14 protein-coding genes and 1 riboswitch are annotated in these 18,917 nt (G+C 27.6%); all 14 genes read right to left on the bottom strand.

The window, feature by feature from the left end; translation table 11 throughout:
• Positions 1 to 2: 2 nt before the first annotated feature.
• Positions 3 to 1,286: an MFS transporter gene (locus BM384_RS02625; RefSeq protein ID WP_090010714.1), complete on the bottom strand. Its 1,284-nt coding sequence runs from the start codon at positions 1,284 to 1,286 to the stop codon at positions 3 to 5.
• Positions 1,287 to 1,321: 35 nt separating this feature from the next.
• Complete coding sequence (locus BM384_RS02620) at positions 1,322 to 2,554, bottom strand: ATP-grasp domain-containing protein (RefSeq protein WP_090010711.1); 1,233 nt, start codon at positions 2,552 to 2,554, stop codon at positions 1,322 to 1,324.
• 353 nt (positions 2,555 to 2,907) lie between these two features.
• Positions 2,908 to 4,158 (bottom strand): MDR family MFS transporter, encoded by a 1,251-nt coding sequence (locus BM384_RS02615; RefSeq protein ID WP_090010708.1) that lies wholly within the window; start codon positions 4,156 to 4,158, stop codon positions 2,908 to 2,910.
• A gap of 379 nt (positions 4,159 to 4,537) precedes the next feature.
• Positions 4,538 to 5,038 (bottom strand): GNAT family N-acetyltransferase, encoded by a 501-nt coding sequence (locus tag BM384_RS02610; RefSeq protein WP_090010705.1) that lies wholly within the window; start codon positions 5,036 to 5,038, stop codon positions 4,538 to 4,540.
• Positions 5,039 to 5,095: 57 nt separating this feature from the next.
• Positions 5,096 to 5,956: a 4-hydroxy-tetrahydrodipicolinate synthase gene (gene dapA, locus BM384_RS02605; RefSeq protein WP_090010702.1), complete on the bottom strand. Its 861-nt coding sequence runs from the start codon at positions 5,954 to 5,956 to the stop codon at positions 5,096 to 5,098.
• 107 nt (positions 5,957 to 6,063) lie between these two features.
• A riboswitch (Lysine riboswitch) is annotated at positions 6,064 to 6,238 on the bottom strand.
• Positions 6,239 to 6,298: 60 nt separating this feature from the next.
• Complete coding sequence (locus BM384_RS02600) at positions 6,299 to 7,888, bottom strand: hypothetical protein (RefSeq protein ID WP_090010698.1); 1,590 nt, start codon at positions 7,886 to 7,888, stop codon at positions 6,299 to 6,301.
• On the bottom strand, positions 7,888 to 8,589 hold the full coding sequence (locus tag BM384_RS02595; protein ID WP_090010695.1) for an ABC transporter ATP-binding protein: 702 nt from the start codon (positions 8,587 to 8,589) through the stop codon (positions 7,888 to 7,890). The genes BM384_RS02600 and BM384_RS02595 overlap by 1 nt, the downstream gene beginning before the upstream one ends.
• A 554-nt stretch (positions 8,590 to 9,143) precedes the next feature.
• Positions 9,144 to 10,070 carry a ribonuclease H family protein gene (locus BM384_RS02585; RefSeq protein WP_242945938.1) on the bottom strand — a complete coding sequence of 309 codons (927 nt, stop codon included), beginning with the start codon at positions 10,068 to 10,070 and terminating at the stop codon, positions 9,144 to 9,146.
• Between the two features lie 150 nt (positions 10,071 to 10,220).
• Positions 10,221 to 13,574, bottom strand: coding sequence for a DEAD/DEAH box helicase family protein (locus tag BM384_RS02575; RefSeq protein WP_090010689.1), 3,354 nt, complete (start codon positions 13,572 to 13,574; stop codon positions 10,221 to 10,223).
• 35 nt (positions 13,575 to 13,609) lie between these two features.
• Positions 13,610 to 13,942: a hypothetical protein gene (locus BM384_RS02570; protein WP_242945937.1), complete on the bottom strand. Its 333-nt coding sequence runs from the start codon at positions 13,940 to 13,942 to the stop codon at positions 13,610 to 13,612.
• Positions 13,943 to 13,991: 49 nt separating this feature from the next.
• The gene (locus BM384_RS02565; protein ID WP_090010685.1) at positions 13,992 to 15,182 is read right to left on the bottom strand and encodes a restriction endonuclease subunit S; all 1,191 of its coding nucleotides are present in this window, start codon (positions 15,180 to 15,182) and stop codon (positions 13,992 to 13,994) included.
• A gap of 2 nt (positions 15,183 to 15,184) precedes the next feature.
• Entirely contained in the window at positions 15,185 to 16,642 is a 1,458-nt protein-coding gene (locus BM384_RS02560; protein WP_090010682.1) for a class I SAM-dependent DNA methyltransferase, read from the bottom strand.
• 327 nt (positions 16,643 to 16,969) lie between these two features.
• Positions 16,970 to 17,329 carry an ATP-binding cassette domain-containing protein gene (locus tag BM384_RS18460; RefSeq protein ID WP_278280888.1) on the bottom strand — a complete coding sequence of 120 codons (360 nt, stop codon included), beginning with the start codon at positions 17,327 to 17,329 and terminating at the stop codon, positions 16,970 to 16,972.
• Positions 17,317 to 18,537, bottom strand: a complete 1,221-nt coding sequence (locus BM384_RS02550) for an ABC transporter transmembrane domain-containing protein (protein ID WP_278280889.1) — start codon at positions 18,535 to 18,537, stop codon at positions 17,317 to 17,319. Before BM384_RS02550 ends, BM384_RS18460 begins: the two co-directional genes overlap by 13 nt.
• Positions 18,538 to 18,917: the final 380 nt, after the last annotated feature.

The raw sequence follows: 18,917 nt of genomic DNA, 5'->3' as shown, positions 1-18,917 counted from the left end.
ATTTAATTCTTATCTATAGCTATTGTTTTTGTTAAGTACTCTTCTCCAAATACAAATTTTCTTCCCATAACAAAAGAAATTAACCCATAAGTAACAAGTATGGCACTAGATGTTAATAACCCACATACTATGGAAACGTCATACATTTTAGATACTAAAGGTACTAAAACTATAGTTAAACATGATACAAAGAAATTTTTAACTGAATTAACTCTCCCCTTAATTCTTCCCATACATCTTTTTTGAAGATTTGTACTAAAAATTGTGATAGAGAACGAATTTGCCATTCCATATAAAACTAATAGTAAAAACGCCAATATTAAATTTATTTTTAAACTTATTACCACTAATACTATTCCTTGAATTAAAATGCCTATAACGGCTGAATTATTAACTCCTATCTTTTTAGATAATGAAGTTATAAATAGGACAACAATCATTGATCCTATTGCAAAACCGCAATCAAATAACGATATATTAAAACTGTTGTTATCATAAAATGCAGTAACCATAGGAACTAACATTACATTAAAAAAGTTTACTGCTAGATAATCCCCTGTAGATGCAAATAAGTGTCCAAAAAGACTCTTTTCTTCCTTTAAACATTTACATATATCCTTCCAGTCAGCAAAGAAGTCTTTTATTACTGCCTTAACTGCTCCTTTTGTCTTTAAAGGTTCCTGAAGTTCTTTAAGAGCTACATGACTGAATATAAAAGCTGAAATAAAAAATGTTATTCCATCTATAACTAGTGCAACTGCAGGACTAAAAAAATATATTATAACTGCTACACTAGCGCTTCCACATAATTGTCCTGTTTGAAATAATGTTGTAATAATTCCATTTGATTTTAGTAATAATTCCTTATATTTTACTACTTCAGGAAGAATACAAAAATTAGCTGTTGCAAAGAATGGGTTTATAACATAAACAAAGACTAATGCTACAACTAAGTAATACACTCCATAACTGCTAAATAAACACATAAGACCACTAGTTAATATTAATGTACCTCTTGCTATGTCACTAATAACTATGACATTCTTAGGATTGTTTCTATCTACTACTGCACCTGATATAAATTGAACTAAAAACATTACAATATACTGAACTACTAATACTCCTCCAAAGGCCATTGCACTATTAGTTTTATCGTATGCTAACTTACTAACAGCAATTAGATTCATTCCATTTCCAATATTACTTATTAATGTTGCCAAAGCTATTAATTTTACTGGCTTTGGAAAATTCTTTATCTCTTCTAAATAATTTTTGTTTAATTTCATTTGACTCCTCCTTTTTATAAATTTGATTTAAGTTATTACTCCACAATAAATTCAACAGAATTTAAAATATCTTGACATAATTTCTCAAGCTGATTATGATTATCAGAAGTTACAATGAAATATCCAACTCTATCCCATGAAGAATTTACTTTTTTCACTACATCTCCAATGTTTTTATCAATAGACCAATCAACAATTTCTGGTCTTAATAAATTTTCAATACCAGCTATTTCTTTTATTAACCCTGGTTTTGCATTGAAAAATCTAATTGAACTTACCTTACTGTTTTCTTCAATAATTTCAAATTCATCATTAGATAAAATTCTTAAATATGTATCTATAAATTTAAAACCATATGCATGCTCAATTAATTCAAAAATATAATTGCCTGGAACTCTAGCTGCACATTCTATTAGATAAGGTTGTCCATTATAAACTTTCCACTCAGAATGTAGTAAGGCACTTCCTATTTCTAATTTATCAATAAGATTTTTCTTTTCTTTTATTAACATATCTCTTAAATCAATATCCAAATTAGCAGGTGCAATATGTCCTCTTTCAACAAAAGTTTCTTCATAGGTTATTTTTTCAGTTATGTTAGTAAAAACGATTTCTCCGTTTTTAACTAAAGCTTCAATACTATACTCTGTTCCACCAACATACTCTTCCGCTATATGTTCACGATTTAACTTTCTTGAAACCATGTTATTAGAAATTTCATTTGCATTAGTTGTTCTTTCCCAAGCCTCCTTAATATCACTTTCTTTAGCAATTTTACTTATTCCTATACTAGCTTGTAGGGTGGCTGGTTTAAATATTAATGGATTTCCATTATAAAATTCATATAATTCTTCAATAGTATTAATCTTTTTAAATCTAGGATGTGGAATACCATACTTTTCACATGCATTTCTCAAGAGGCATTTGTTAGTAAGTATCTTACCATTTTCAGCACCTATTCCAGGTAATCCTAATATTTCTGAAATTTTCGCTGTAGCTCTAACTGAATAATCCCTTGCTGGCAAAACTCCATCAAAATGTAGTTCATCATTCATTTTTTTAACAACCTCTACATATTCATCCGATTCTAAGTACTTAGCTAAAATTAACTTTTTCAATACTGGATTTTTAACTTGATCAAGTTTATTATTCTTACAAATTTCTTCTTCCTCTATAGCATAAACTTCAATATCATCCCTATGTCTAAGTTTGTTTAATATACTAACTGAAAGACCTATCATCAAAATTCTTTTTACTTTTACATTCATTTTTTATACCTCCTTACTTTTGTTTAATTTTTTTACATATTTTCAATATAATTTCTATTTACATATTTGTCAAGAAAAGTTTGTTTTTTTTTAAAAAAATATTTTTTTCTACTCTTTTTTTAATTAACATAATATTTTTCTCGTGTGTTTTTTTCTTTTTTCACTTTTCATTAATTTTATTTTTTAATTTGAATTCATTTGACATTTTTATTAATCTTCAAAACTCTATGTACCGATACTTTTATTTTTTCTAATTATAAAGTAAATTTAGTTATAAAAAAAAATGATTTTTGAAAAAATCAAAAATCATTTTTTAACATTAATTTAATTCTTATTTTATTTTAATACAATGCTTATTCCACCTGAGAAGCCGCTTCAACTTTTAGCAACTTATCTTGTTTCACACAAAAAATCTTTAATAAATACATAAGGAAAGATGCTATCATTGCAATAACAAATATAGCAATCCATATATAAGGGAAATCAAAATTCTCCACTAAAACTCCTCCAACTAATGTACTTAAAGATGTTCCAGCCCAATAAACAATATTTTGAACTGCACTTATTCTTCCCCTAAAATTAGCAGGACTATTATCTGCAACAAAAACACCAACACTTATGGTACAGATAATTTCTCCTATACTCCAAATAAATGTAGAAAGGAAAAATCCTAAAGTTGAATCTACAAAGGCAAGCATTCCATAACCAAAAGCAAAACATACTCCTGACAATGCCATAGATGTTAAAGTGTGATATTTTTTTATTAGTGAAGTTATAAATATAGTAAACACTACAACAGTTAAAGCATTTATACTCATCATATCGCCAAATACTGCAGATCCTGTATCAGCAAGTGCATTATTAACTGTTAAAGGTAGCATAAATTTATGTTGTGAATATACAAATTGATATACAAGGAATAATATAAAAAATGAAAGTAGCTCTGGCTTTTTAAATAATAATTCTATAATATTACCCTCCTTAGCCTTCTCATTTATATCACTTGCTTCCTCTTCATTTACTTCATATGTATCTTTTCCATTTATATTTTTAAATACTAAAACAACTGCAAGTAATGATGTTATTCCATCTCCAATGAAAAAAAGTGGCAAATACTTATTGAATAATAATCCTGCTATAACCGGACCTATAGATGCTCCAACATTCATACATAAATAATTAAGAGATATTCCAGACTGTCTCTTCTCCTTTGGTAGATAATCTATAATAAGAGCCCCAAATACAGGTCTTACAAATCCATTAAAAAAAGTACTAATAAAAATAAGTGCTATTGTTAAATACTTATTTGTAGAAAATGCACATAAAATAAGTAGTACACCAGAAAGCCCCTGCCCATACAAATATACTTTTTTTCTTCCAATATAGTCAGCTAATTTTCCTCCTATAATTGAAGCAGGTATACTTATTAATGATGCACATGTTACTAACATTCCACTCATAACTATGGACATATTTAATTTTTTAGTTAAGAATAATGTTAAAAAAGGAATTACAAAATCCCCAAGCCTATTAATTAGCGTTGCAAAACACAGTATATATACTGGCTTTGTCAATCCCTTATAGATATTAATCGTATTTCTCATCTTTTATCCCCCTTAAATTTATTACGATCTGTTAAGTTATATGAACATTGCCTTTCTCACCTAAATTCACATAATTTATTAAGCTCTTTTTCATAACTGCTTAACAGAATCATTTACTATATATCAATTTATTGATATTCTATTCTGTACTTATTTCACACATCATTTACTTACAAATTAATCCTTTTAATGTTTTTTATTTCCATATTACACTGTTTTTCTATTTATGTCAATTTTTTTACATAAAGTTCTTTTATATTTGTAGAATTAATAGTATTTTTGAGTAGAAGTAATAAATATAATTAAGTATTTAAATAATTCTAGAATTAATAAAGGCTGTAGATAAATGATTTATAACCACTTATCTACAGCCTTAAATTTAATCTATCCCTATGATTTTGCTTCTATACTCCATAAGTACAGTATCACTCCATCTTCCATCACTAAGTTTAGCTATTTTTTCTCTTGTTCCAATTTCTCTAAAGCCACAGCTTTTATGAAGCTTTATACTTCCTACATTATCTATAATAATTGATGAATAAAAACTCCATACTCCCTCTGCTTCTGAAACCTTTATAGCCTTAGTCATTAAGGCTTTTCCAATCCCTTCATTTCTATACTTTTCATCTATGTATATACTTATTTCCACTACACCTGAATAAACACGTCTGCTTGATGTAGGACTTAATGCCACCCATCCTAAAACTTCATCTTTATCTACTGCCACAAGCCTACCAAACTTTAAGTGTCCCTTATCCCATTCTTCAAAAGTTGGACATCCAGTCTGAAAAGTAGCAATTCCTGTTCTTATCCCTTGAAGATAAATCTCCCTTACTTTATCCCAATGCTTTTCCGTCATATTAATTATTCTATATCCCATATTTACCTCCATTTTATTTACAACACAACATATTTTAAGAGTGTATTTCAATTAATTTTAAACTAAAAATTCTAATTCCTTTTTAAGCTCGTCACTTATTTCAACTAAAGGAAGTCTTACTTCTCCTGAATCTATAAGTCCCTTCTTACCTAATAAGTACTTAATTGGAGTTGGATTTGGTTCCTTAAATAATAATGGAATCATCTTAGCTAAGTCTTTCCAAGTTTCTAAAGCTTTCTTATGATCATTATTTTTTATATCATTATAAACTTTAATAAAGTCCTTAGTATGAAGATGTGCTGATGCCATAACTCCTCCATTTCCTCCAAGAAGCATTGAATTATAGAAGTACATATCTTCGCCTGATAATACACTAAAGTCTTTAGGTCTGTTTAATAAAAGATCTATAGTCTTATTAAAATCACCTGATGCATCCTTTACTCCAATTATATTTTTCTTCTCTGCTAATTTAAATAATGTTTCATTTTCAATATTTTTTCCTGTTCTATAAGGAATATTGTATAATACTATATCTAAATCTGTATTTTCTGAAATAGCATTAAAATGTTCATAAATTCCTCTTTGATCTGGTCTATTATAATATGGACTTACTGAAAGTATCCCTTGAACACCATGTTTTTCTACCACTTTTACTTTATCTATAACAGCCTTTGTATTATTTCCACCAACTCCTGCAAAAACCTTAATCTTATCTTTGCATATTTCTATAGTTTTATCTAATACTTTTTCATATTCAAGTTCTGTAAGGGTTGGAGTTTCTCCTGTGGTTGCAAGAGTCATAACCCCTGTAATTCCTTGGCTTATGTAATGATTTAATAATTTTTCATAGGATACTAAATCAACTTCTCCTTCTTTAAATGGCGTTACTATTGGTAACCAGATTCCTTCAATTTTCATTTTTTCTTACCTCCATTAATTAAGGTAAGGGCAATTTCAAAAAATAAAATCCATCATATAAACACTTATGATGGACTAAAATCTTCACTATAACAAACTAATCTTTTTAAAATTGTAGCCCTCCACTTTCGTGACAGTTATGCATATATTTTATGCATACCCAGGATAACTCTCTCTGCATAAAGGTTATTATCCTTCGGCCATCATACCTTTCTTCTATTTTTTACAACGCGTGCCCGCTTAAATAGAATACTCTTTATAAATGGCGCCTCTACCTTTTTTATTTTAATTTTATTTTTTATTATTTATATATTACCTCTTTTTAAAATATATGTCAATTAATTACTTGAGCCTAAAAGTCTTTGGTGCATATTTATATATAATAATAAATGATATAGGAATAAATAATACAGTAATAGCTATAATACCAGCTGTAAAATATTGAGGAGCAGTCTTAATTTTGCTGCATCCAGAACATGCAGCATACATAATAAAATTAACTAAAGAAAAGACAGGGCTCTTAACTTCTAAATCTTTAGTATAAGGCTGAAGAATATAATACATAAATACACTGTATATACTGAAAAAACATGATAAAGATACAATGGATATAAGCACTGGAACTACCTCTATAAAGTATGAACCCTTTCCAATAATAAATATAAACAAACTAAATTCTACAACTAATAAAGCTGTATGAATTGAATTATAAAATAAAATCTTTTTAATTCTGCTTTTAAAGTTTAATAATATATCTTCTTTTCTCTTATAAAATCCATATCTCAAAAGAGCTAAGTCACAATTATAAAACATAGCTTTAGTTATTCTTTCTGTAGATGATAAAAAGTACATTATAAACACAAAAACAGGAAGCATTCCTTTAACGCCTTCAAATAACTCATCTGTATTCTCTTCAGTAAACATCTTCGAAAAAATTGTAATACCTATAAACACAACAGTAATTACTATGCATTTTATTTCAATAGATCTTTTTACAAGCTTATTATGTCTGAAAAAGAAAATACTATTTAAATATTCATATCCTTCTTTAGATTTAAACCTTTTAGTATCTAGCAGTTTCTTATTTACTTTTTTAAGCTTTACACTATCAAATTCACTATCTTCCCTTACCTCTTCTACTGATTTTATCTCACTTTTTAAAAGCATAATACATGCAATATCTTTATATCTCTTAAAATGCATTATTCCCATAGAAGAAAGTCCTGCTAATATAATAAAAGCTATAAGCACAATTAAATTTTCTACTAAAGGTTTAAAGTCAAATATAAACCCTAAAATTGCTGGTGCATATCCTAAAATAGGCACAATAATATAGCTTAGACCTACAACTACAGAATTTTTAACAATAATAAAATTAAACTTACTAAATAAAATGAGATTTATATACTCACCTATAAGTCTTAAAGAACTTAATATAACAAGAAGCTTTAAAGGACTTGGAATTTTAAAAATGAGCATAGCAGGTATAAAGAATATAAAGTCTCCTAAAATTTTCATCATTATCATAAGAGTATAATATTTCTTAGGGTCCATTCTTAAAACCTTAATAAACTTATAGTTTTCTTTTCTATCACTAAACACTGCTGTATTAAAAATAGAACCAAATACACAGCAGAAAATAATAAAAAACTGTAATGATGCATTATTTATATTACACTCAAAAAGAAACTTATTTATAAGAAATGCAGGCGCGTATATAAATAAGAACACAAATAGCATCTTACCTATAAATTTAAATAAAATCTTTTGTATAAGTCCTATAATCCCATAAATATATTTACCTTCAGTATTCTTATAAATATTATCCTTTATTAGATCTCCTAAGTAAGGAATCCTTTTTAAATAGTATATTGATTGATTTCCCTTTTCTGCAAAGGAATATTTAAAGAAAGTCATTAATGCATTTAACATTATTCTTCCTCCTTTAATATTTCCATAATCTTTTCTTCAAAGTCTTTATCATGAATTATATTATTATCCACCTCTTCTAAAACTCCTTGATTTAAAACAACAATTTCATCACAAAGATCTGTGGCTAGCTGCAGAATATGAGTTGAAAATATTATTATATGCTCACTTTTAAGTTTCTTTAAAAGATTTTTAATTTCTAAAGCTACAACTACATCTAAAGAAGTTAGGGGCTCATCTAGTAAGATTACTGGTGGTCTTAAAATAATAAAAAGCATCATTTGAAGCTTATTTTTCATACCTTGAGAATAATCTTTAATAAGCTTGTACATATCTTCTTTCTTAAAATCTACTAATTCAAAATACTCTTCAATGGTTAAAGGCTCTTTTATAAGTTCTTTATTAATGTCTATATAAAATTTAATAAATTCATAACCAGTTAGAAACTCTGGAAGAACAGGCTCTGAAAAGCAATATCCAATTTTATCGTAACTTAACTCCTGCTTTTCTTCTCCATTTAATAAATAGATATTCCCTTCATTATAGTTAATTTCTTTACTTATACAGTTAAATAAAGTAGTTTTACCAGCACCATTTCTTCCAAGAAGGCCATATATCTTTCCTTTTTCAAAAGAAAAGCTGGCTTTCTTTAAAACTTCCCTATCTGCAAAACTTTTTTTTACATTTTCTAAAATTAATTTCATCTTTTCACCTCTTCCAAAAAATATTACCAAATATTATTTTAAAATTCTAGTGTTTTATGGAATTTATTAAAAATGTTATTTAAAGTTTTTTATATTTTTATCATAGCCTTAAAATCATTTTATTTTAATATTTCATTTACAACAAAAACAATTTATATTAAAATTGCTCTAAATAAGGATAGTATTAAACAACTACTTTTTTCTGTCTTTATTATTATTTTTAAATATAATCAGATTTTAAGGAGATTATGTAATGAAAATTAAAATAAACCATACTACTTTGACGGAAAATACTTTATTAAACTTTTTTTATAAATTAGGGATAACTTCTACTCTTGCATTATTCATGCTTAAAATATTTATTAAAGCCCCTATTAGCTGGCTTTCAATATTTCTTTGTTTATGTAGTAGCTTATATTTAAATAAACAAAGAAATAATGCATCCAAGTAATAAAAATCCAAAAAAGATGCTATACAGTACCTTTGTATAACATCTTTTTAATTTCTAATCCTCTATTTGTTTAATTTATCAGCAGTTACAATTCTACATCTATCTACTTTATAAAAATTGCTTTTTTAGCAGCTTTATCAGCTAAATCATTATAAAAATCATCGCTATGTCCTTTAACCTTAATAAAATAAATATTCAGTTCTTTGCTAGCCTTTTCTATAAATCTAACATACTCTTGGGTATATTCATTCTTTGCTTTCCATTCACCTGCCGCCCATAAAGATATATTCTTTAAATCATGATATATAGCAATATTCTTTGCTCCCTCTTCTCTTGCTTTCTTTATAGCAAGTTTAGTTGCTTCTAATTCTCCAACTATGTTCCACTGATCCCATTTATCATACCCTGATTTTGAATATGTATCATATAAATCATTGTCTCTTAAAACTATAACTCCTGACCCATATGTCTTAGTAAACCTGTCATAGCTCCCATCAACAAATGCTACAAATTCATATTTCTCTTTTATAACTTTAGGATCTATAAATTCTCCTGTTCTTTTAACCTTTGCAGTACTCTTTATAGGTTTTACATCATATCCTTTTTTAACTACTGTTTTACTCTTAGTTTTTGATGAAGCCTTCTTATCACTCTTTACAATCAAATTAGGATTTATATATTTAAGTGCTGCTATTTTACCTTTAACTTTTTTATACTCAGCTCCTGAATAACCATTAATCTGTTCTTTACATTCTTCCCAAGTACTATATAAGCCAATCTTTCTACCTTCCTTAACTGCATAGTATATTGCCTTATCGTCTTCTGATTCATGAATGCTCTTTATAATATCTTTTACTTTTTTCTTTTCAACAGTTAAGTTATTCATATAAGCTTCTGCATCTTCTTTTGTTTCAAAACCTTTAAATTTTGCCTTTGAATATCCAGAAACACTTGCTAAACATTCAGCCCATGTGGTAAATATACCATTTTTTCTCCCTACCTTTACAGCATAAAACTTTTTCTTTGACATATCTTAATCTCTCCTTTTTGGGCAAGTATGTTTATATTGTATATATTTTATCATTCATAAGTATATTTGTATATTAAAATAAAGCAGATACTCATAATCAAGTATCTGCTTTATCTATTTCTATCCGTTAATACATGTTAATATTTTACTCTAAGATACTATGATTTCTGCATTTTTCTTAATTTCACTAACTTTACTTATAATACTCTTAGCATCATTCATATTATCTTTAAATAATACTGCAAGGCTTCCTACTGTTCTAAATGGGTCTTCCATTAATACTTTATTATCATCAATAAGTCCATTTGCAACAACATAGTCTACTATTAACTTTACAAAATGTATTTGCTTTGAATTTAAATTCTCACTATTTAAAAATTCTGAGAACACTTCATTAGCTACAGCTCTATCTAAACCTACCATCTTTCTTACAAGCTTATTTACAGGCATTTCACCAAATTCTTTTTTATAATCATCTTGTGTACCAAGCTTCTGCCACATTATTGTTTCAAGAGTTTGTAAATCCTGCTGTGTAAGCTGCTTATTATTTTTAAGCTTAAATATAGCAAGTTCATCACCATGCTCTTTTAAATAATATTCAACTTTTTTTCTATAGTCTTTAAGATCATTTGCATTATAAATAGCATCATGTGATTCTTCTGCTATAATCATATCATCAAAATGAGTATAATATATTGTTTGAGTTTCCCTTTGTAGATACTTAAGAAGTTCTCTTAATGCTTCTCTCACATCATCAAGTTCAAATATATCTACATCTTCCCAGAATTCTTCAGTTCTAACTTTGTCTATAATATATTTTTGTTCTTGAACCTGAGGTATTGTTCCTAATTTAGCAAGACTTTCTGCTGTTTTTATAACACTCTTAATTATTTTTGTAGCATTATTTCCTTGTAGCCTTGCAAGTTCAATTGTATACATAACAAGGTCAAACCTCTTTGCAAGTTCATCATCTTTTAGAGATGTTATAAGTGGAGAAATATATTCTTTTATTTCCTTTGTACTAACTACACCAAGACTATTCCACTCTTCAATATTTTTATACTTATGAACATACTTTAAGTTCATTCTTACTCTGAAATTATCTTCATTTAAAATATTAATTGAATCCAAGCAATTTGTTAGAAGTTCTTTTCTATAGTTAATATACTCTTCATCATCATATCTCATATCTTGAAGTTCTTTTATCAAATCTACTTTTAAGTTATATATTCTCTCACTTAAAGTTTGTCCTAAATTACCTTCATATCCTTTTGGATTAGCTCTAAAGAATTCAAAGTTATTACAAAAATCAAATATTAAAAATCCTTCTTTATCTTGTCCAACTCCCATTAAATCTGGACATAATCGTGTTCCTCTACCTATCATCTGCCAGAACTTAGTCTTTGACCTTACTTTTTTAAAGAAAACAAGATTTAATACTTCAGGTATATCTATTCCTGTATCAAGCATATCAACGCTTATTGCAACTTGTGGATACTTATCCTTATCTGAAAAATCATCTATTAACTTGTCCACATACTTCACTCTATTATCAATAACCTTTGCAAAATGTGATCCAAGCTCAGGAAATAACTTATCAAATCTCATTTTTATAGCTTCTGCATGTCTATGATTTTTAGCAAATATTATTGTTTTTCCAAGCTTTTCATTACCTTCAATTCGTAATCCTTTTTCCATAAGCTTGTTTAAAACAAGGTCAATAGTATTAGCATTAAATAACCATTCATTTATTGCTATATTACTTATTTCTTCATCTATATTTTCATCATCATCAAATTTTTCTTCAAACTCTGCCTTATCCTCTTCAGATAATTCATCATACTTAATGCCATCTTCCATTATTTTAGATTTTATTTCTAATGTTTTATAATCAACAAGATATCCATCTTCAACAGCTTTTTCAAGTTCATATGCATATGTAGGCACACCATTTTCCATATCAAAAATTGAATAAGTATTCTTATCAATTTCATTCCTTGGAGTAGCAGTTAATCCTAATAATAAAGCATCAAAATAATCAAAGATAGCTTTATACTTTTTATAGATACTTCTATGTGATTCATCTACTATAATTAAGTCAAAATGGCCACAAGTAAATAATCTCTTTCCATCTTTAGATTTTGTATCATCTATTGCATTCATCATAGTTGGATAGGTTGAAAAAATCATTCTTGATTCTTCTGGCTTATCCTTGCTATCTAATAAATTACATAAAGATAAATCTGGCATAAGCTTAGAAAAATTCTTCTTAGCTTGTTTTACAAGAGCAGTTCTATCTGCTAAAAATAAAACATTTTTAATCCAGTTATTTTTACTTAAAACATCAACTATAGATATAGCAGTTCTTGTTTTTCCTGTTCCAGTTCCCATTACAAGAAGGAACTTTCTCTTTCGCTTTTCTAAGTCTTCACAAACAGCTGTTATAGCTTCTTTTTGATAATATCTATTTGAAATATCATCATTAATAGTTATATTCTTAAGGCTCTTTCTTCTGCTTCTTCTATCTATCATTAATTGAAGTTCATCCTTTTTGAAGAATCCATAAACTGGTCTTTCAGAATAACCATTATAATCATCCCATATATAAGTTTCAAAGCCATTAGTATAGAATATAATTGGTCTTACACCATACTGTTTTTCTAAACAATCAGCATAAAGCTTAGCCTGATTTCCTCCTATTTTAGGATCAGCACTTACTCTCTTAGCTTCAACTACTGCAAGGGGCTTTCCATTATCTCCATAAAGAACATAATCGGCATATCCCTTTTCTGTGCTGTTAGGCATTCCAAAAAGCTTAACCTTTTCATTAACATCCTTCTTAAAGTCCCATCCTGCAAGTTTTAACTCTACATCTATATAAATCTTTCTTGTTTTAAACTCACTGATTTCATCAACTTTAAAATCATAGTTTTCAGTATTTTCTTTTCTCTTAGCAGTTATTTCTTTTCTAAGCTCTTCATTTTCTTTTATAATTTCTTCTAATTTTCTATCCTTAGAACTCAGCCTGTCATATAGATCCTTTAATTCATCTGGTCTCGTTCTACTTTCTCCATCAGCCTTTAAAAGAGCACTTTCATCAAAAGATTTTTCTTTAAAATCTTCACCATAACAATAATCAATCCAATTAATAAATTGATATAAATTATGTAGAGAAAGAACTGCCTCTTCTCTATTTATATTAGAACTCGTATGAACAGCCACATTTCCAAGCTTAATAACGTACTTAAGCATTGGCAGCATTTCAGAATCAATAAGTTCAACAAAGCTGTTATTGTGTATTAAACTGCTTATTTGATCCTGATATGGCAAATTCAAATCATCATCATGTGCATAAACCCATTTAACAGCAAGCTCTAATGCACGCCTGCTTAAAATAGCTGTTGTAGCTGGGCTTACTACAATACTTTTTTCTGCTTCAATACAAGCATTACTGAAGCTTGAAAATTCCTTTTTGAACTTTAGAAACTCAAAATTAGTACACATTTATACTTAACCCCTCCCCATTTATTTAAAATTATCTATGCTAATTTTATTTCAATTCCATTTTCATTTAATCCCCATTCAAGAACTTCATATTCACAATATAATGAAGCCGCATCTGGCTTAACAAAAAGTTTAGGTGTTAAATGCTTATGTTTTTCATAAAAATTCTTAGCATATTCATAATCATTGATACATAACTCTGCTCTGCTATCTCTATAATATAACTTATTTAAACAAGTATTATTATCACTTTTTCCTGATTCATTTATAAATAATCTCACTTCATCCTCTATAACTCTATACCATCTCATATATCCCTTAGACATGGCGATTTCTTCTTTTCTTAAGTTACTTCTTAGTTTTTTCATTAATGTATAACCTCTCATTTCTATTTAATTCTAAAAATCTTTTATTACCTTAATTAAATAATTCACCCTTAAATGCTCTTTGCATTAATGAATTAAAGTTATCTTCTAATTCCTTTAAGCTTTCCTGTATTTGAAGTTTTAATTTATCTACTTGTTGAACAAAATCTGCAAACTGGTTTTGAAGATTAATTGGTGGAATGGGAACTTCTAAATTTAGAATATCCTTATTAGCTATGTTTGCCTGTCTCACACCTCTGCTAATTCCTGTTAATCTTTTTTTTATCTCTGGCACTTTTAATATATAAGTTAAATAATATTTGTTCAATGAATTATTAGATAGTATTTCTAATTTTGCATTACGTTGATTTAAATAATATTCATTATAATCATTTCCCATAATGCACACATTACCATAATCATTTTTGCCAACAGTTCCTGTTAAAGAAATAACTAAATCTCCAGGTTTTATTAAATATTTATTTAATCTATTATCTCTTTTCCAAAACATTAAATTTGTAGATTTAAAATAACCCGCATTAATATTTCCTATTTTTAACACTGGAATACCTTCTTCAACAAAATCTGTACTCTTAAAAGCATAACCACCTACAACATCTATTAATTTATACATACTAACTAAATCCCAATTTTTTGAGTTGGTATTAACATTACCAAACATCTCAATAAATCTCGATTTGACTAATTCATCTAAGGCTTCTATTTGAGCTTTTCTTTTATCTATTAATTCTTGGGCTTTGTCTAAAACTTTTACTATTTTATTTTGTTGTTCTAATATAGGTAATGCAATAACTACTTGTTTTAAATACTTAAAATGCCTACTGTATCCATTACTTGGTAATTTTACATTTTGCAAAAAATAATAAACATATCTTACATTAAATCTTTTTATATCTAATTTAGGCTTTAGTAATTTAACTCCATCAGCACCAATAAAAATAGGAGCATCAATATATTTTATACTTCGTGTATGATCTCCAAATATCAAAAATGGATATTCTTGTTTATATATACCATCTTTATCATTTGTATAGCCTGCTATTTCTGATTGTCCTTGATCTATAATAAGATATTCACCTTCTTCAAGATATTGTTCTTTCTTTATTTTTCTTGCATTCTTAGTATCATCTTCAAATATATCCAACAAATTATATAATTCCCATTTTAAATTTTCATTTACACTTTTTAATATTTTGTTATTTTGAAATACATTATAATCCATGACTATACTCCAATCATTCTTTCTAACTCATCTATTCCAGCTTGTATTTCCTCTTCAAGCTTTCTAACTCTCTCCAAAATAACTTTAGGTTCATCATATACCACTTCTTCGTATTCAATTTCCTTATACTTATTTATAGAAAGGTCATATCCATTTTCTCTTATTTCTTCTACATCTACAAAGAAGCTTTGTTCTGTTCTTTTTCTTTCTACTTCTTTATCTAAATTATTAAATCTTTCTATTATATCAGGAATATCATTTTCATCTACGGGATTTCTCTTATCGTCAAGTGAGCGACCATCAGCTTTCATGTCGTAGAACCATACTTTATCAGTTCCGCCTGTACCTGTTTTTGTGAATATCATTATTGCTGTTGATACTCCTGCATATGGTTTAAATACTCCGCTTGGCATAGAGATTATTGCTTCAAGTTTATGATTTTCTACTATTTCTTTTCTTATTGATTTATGTCCACCTGTTGAACCAAATAATACTCCATCTGGAACTATAGATGCACATCTACCACCTGTTTTTAATATTCTTAAGAATAATGCTAAGAATAAAAGTTCAGTTTTCTTTGTTTTAGTTGTCTTTAAAAGATCAGCACTTACTGCTTCATAATCAAGGCTTCCTTTAAATGGTGGGTTAGCTAATATTAATGTGTAATCTTCACTGTCTGTATTAACTTCTGAAAGTGAATCTTTATATTGTATATTAGGATTATCAACTCCATGAAGCATCATATTCATAGCTCCAATTTTAAGCATAGTTCTATCCATATCAAATCCATTAAACATCTTATTATTAAAATGATCTTTTAATCCCTGTACTAAGAATAAGTCACTATGTTTTTCTCTTAAATACTCTTCTGCTCCAACAAGGAATCCTGCTGTCCCCATTGCTGGGTCAACTATTATGTCCTCTGGTGTTGGCTTCATAAGCTCAGCCATCATCTTTATAATATGTCTTGGAGTTCTAAACTGCCCATTTGTTCCTGCTGTAGCTACTTTTGATAATAAGTATTCATAAAGATCACCTTTAGCATCCTTATCACTCATATCTAAATTATCAATAGCATCAACTATTTTTGAAAGCATAAGTGGCGTTGGTATTTTAAACATTGCATCTCCCATATATCTTGAATATGCAGACTGCTTATCTCCATGAATATTCTTTATAAAAGGAAATACTTCTTCAGAAATTATTCTATACATTTCCCCTGCTTCTTCATTTTTAAACTTACTCCATCTCAAATATTGTTTATCACTTGGAAACATTCCTTCAAAAGGTATTCCAAGTAATTCTGCATTACTTTCTTCAATGATTTCATTATCATCTAAGTCTTTTATAAATAAAAGATATGTAAATTGTTCTATTACTTCTAATGGATTAGTAATACCACCAGTCCAGAATGTTTCCCATATTCTATCTATTTTACTTCTTAATTCTCCTGTAATCATTTTCTTCCTCCAGTTTGTTTCATTCATTATTATTTTACTATATTCAACATATTTATTCTATTAATGTTTAAAAATAAACTATGCCATCTCATTTCGCTTAAGCCTGAATTATCTAACATTATAAGCTATATAAATAAAGATAGCCATTAAAATCAATACTATCTTTATTTATAATTATAGAAGACTTGCTAACATACATTTTATTTTCCATTTTCAAAATCTATAATTTCTTTAACCAAATAGTAGAACCAGATTACACAAAGTCATATAAAAATCCTGTTCATCTTTAGTTTTTGCTTTTTTAATTTTATTAGTATTATACACTATCTAATTATAGTAACTATCATCTTTCCCCATTACTATTTTCTTTGTACACACATCATCAAAATACCCAGTATGATCAACAATCAAAAAGCCCTTGTCACTTCCTAAAATATAATCCTTTATATATCCCTTCGACTCCACATCTAAATATGTAGCAGCCTCATCTAATATAACAAAATCATTTTCCTGAATTAAAACTCTAGCAAGAGCTATCTTTTGCATTTCACCTCCAGATATATTGCATCCCCCTTCTCCAATAGTACCTTCATTTTCTGTATTAATTCTCTCTATTACCTTATCTAATCCTAATGCCCTAATTACTTTTTCATACTTTTCCTCATCATAACTATCTATACCTGACAAAATATTTTTTTCAATGCTTCATTAAATACAAAGTTTTTCTGAACTGCATATGAAATATTCTTTACTAACGAACTTCTTTTTAATTTTTTTATATCAATACCATTAACAAGTATTTTTCCTGAGTTCACTGAATACAAACCAAGTATTAATCTTATAATTGTACTTTTACCACTTCCATTTGTATCTTGAAGTAGTACCTTACTTCCCCTTTCTATAGAAAAATTTAAATCATTAATTACCTTTTTCCCTTCTTCATATCCAAAGGCTACATCCTGAAATTTCATATCACTAATACTATCAATTTCAATGTCTCCAGAATTATCTTCATGATACAATTCTGAAAAAAAGAAGTTACTGGCTCTCTTTAGTGAAATAATTGCTGGCTGCAATATCAATACTGTACTGCTGTATGTAAACACTGGCTGATATATCCTACCAACATAAGCTGAAATAGCCATAAACTCACCAAGAGTAATTCTCCCACGTATAAAAATCCATCCACCTAATATATAAGTAAAAACAGTAAGTATATAATTTAATGAACTTATAGCTCCAGTAAAACCGTTAAAGGTATTGGATTGTTTTTTAGAATTCTTCATCATCTTAGAGCTATAATGTTCACTCTCTTCTAAAGAATGGGTCTTTATATTTTCCATTCCCGATATTGACTGATTTATCTTTCCTGAATAATCTGCTGAACTATCTAAAGATTTTTGTATTTGTTCTTGTAAAACCTTAGTTGTCTTTTTTATTATTATGAAGAATATAGGAATTGGTATGGCTATTATAAGCATAAATTGCCAATCTATTGAAACAACTACGGCTACAGCAAATATAAATTGAATTATTGATGATAAAATATTTAATGTTTGAGTAGAAAATAAGCTGTCAATTGAATTTATATATCCACTTTCATTCTTGTTAAAAAATATCATATCTAGAGTTAAAATTCCGCTATATATCTCATCTTTTAATTTTTTCAAAAGCTCTGTACTTAAATTTATAAAAATCTTCTGAGTCATAAAATCACAAAAAACTTTTCCAGCATAAATCACCAATAACAATACTGATAATATAACTATTAATTTAAAATTCTTATTACAAAAACCATTATCAATAATGTACTGAGTTAACTTTGCTGGCAGTATAGCTAAAACAGCACCAATAAGAAATAAAACTACTGTTAATAATGTACTTACCTTTCTTATTCTTTAAATAATCCAATATAATCTTATAAATGTTCTTCATATTCACTCCTTAAATTTATATATTTTTTCTTTTATAATACCCTTTAATTGAAAATATGTAAAACTATAACAAAATAATTTAAAATACTATAATAGTGCAAAAATGCTTGAATAATTTTACAACTGAATAAAATAAAAAAACATTTATGATAAATCTCTGTTATAATTAAGTTCCTACACAAAATTCAACAAGGAGATACATAAATGTTTCAGAACACAATTATATCAAACGAACCATCAATATACAAATTTTTTAATCAATTAAATTTTGATTTTTACTTAACAAATCCTCAGTTAAAGCATTTAGAAAATATCATGAATGCTATGATATCTAAAGGCTT

The sequence above is a fragment of the Clostridium sp. DSM 8431 genome (genome assembly GCF_900116755.1).
Taxonomy (GTDB): Bacteria; Bacillota; Clostridia; order Clostridiales; family Clostridiaceae; genus Clostridium.
Note: the sequence above shows the minus strand (reverse complement) of the source record. Positions and strands in the feature narration are given on the sequence as shown.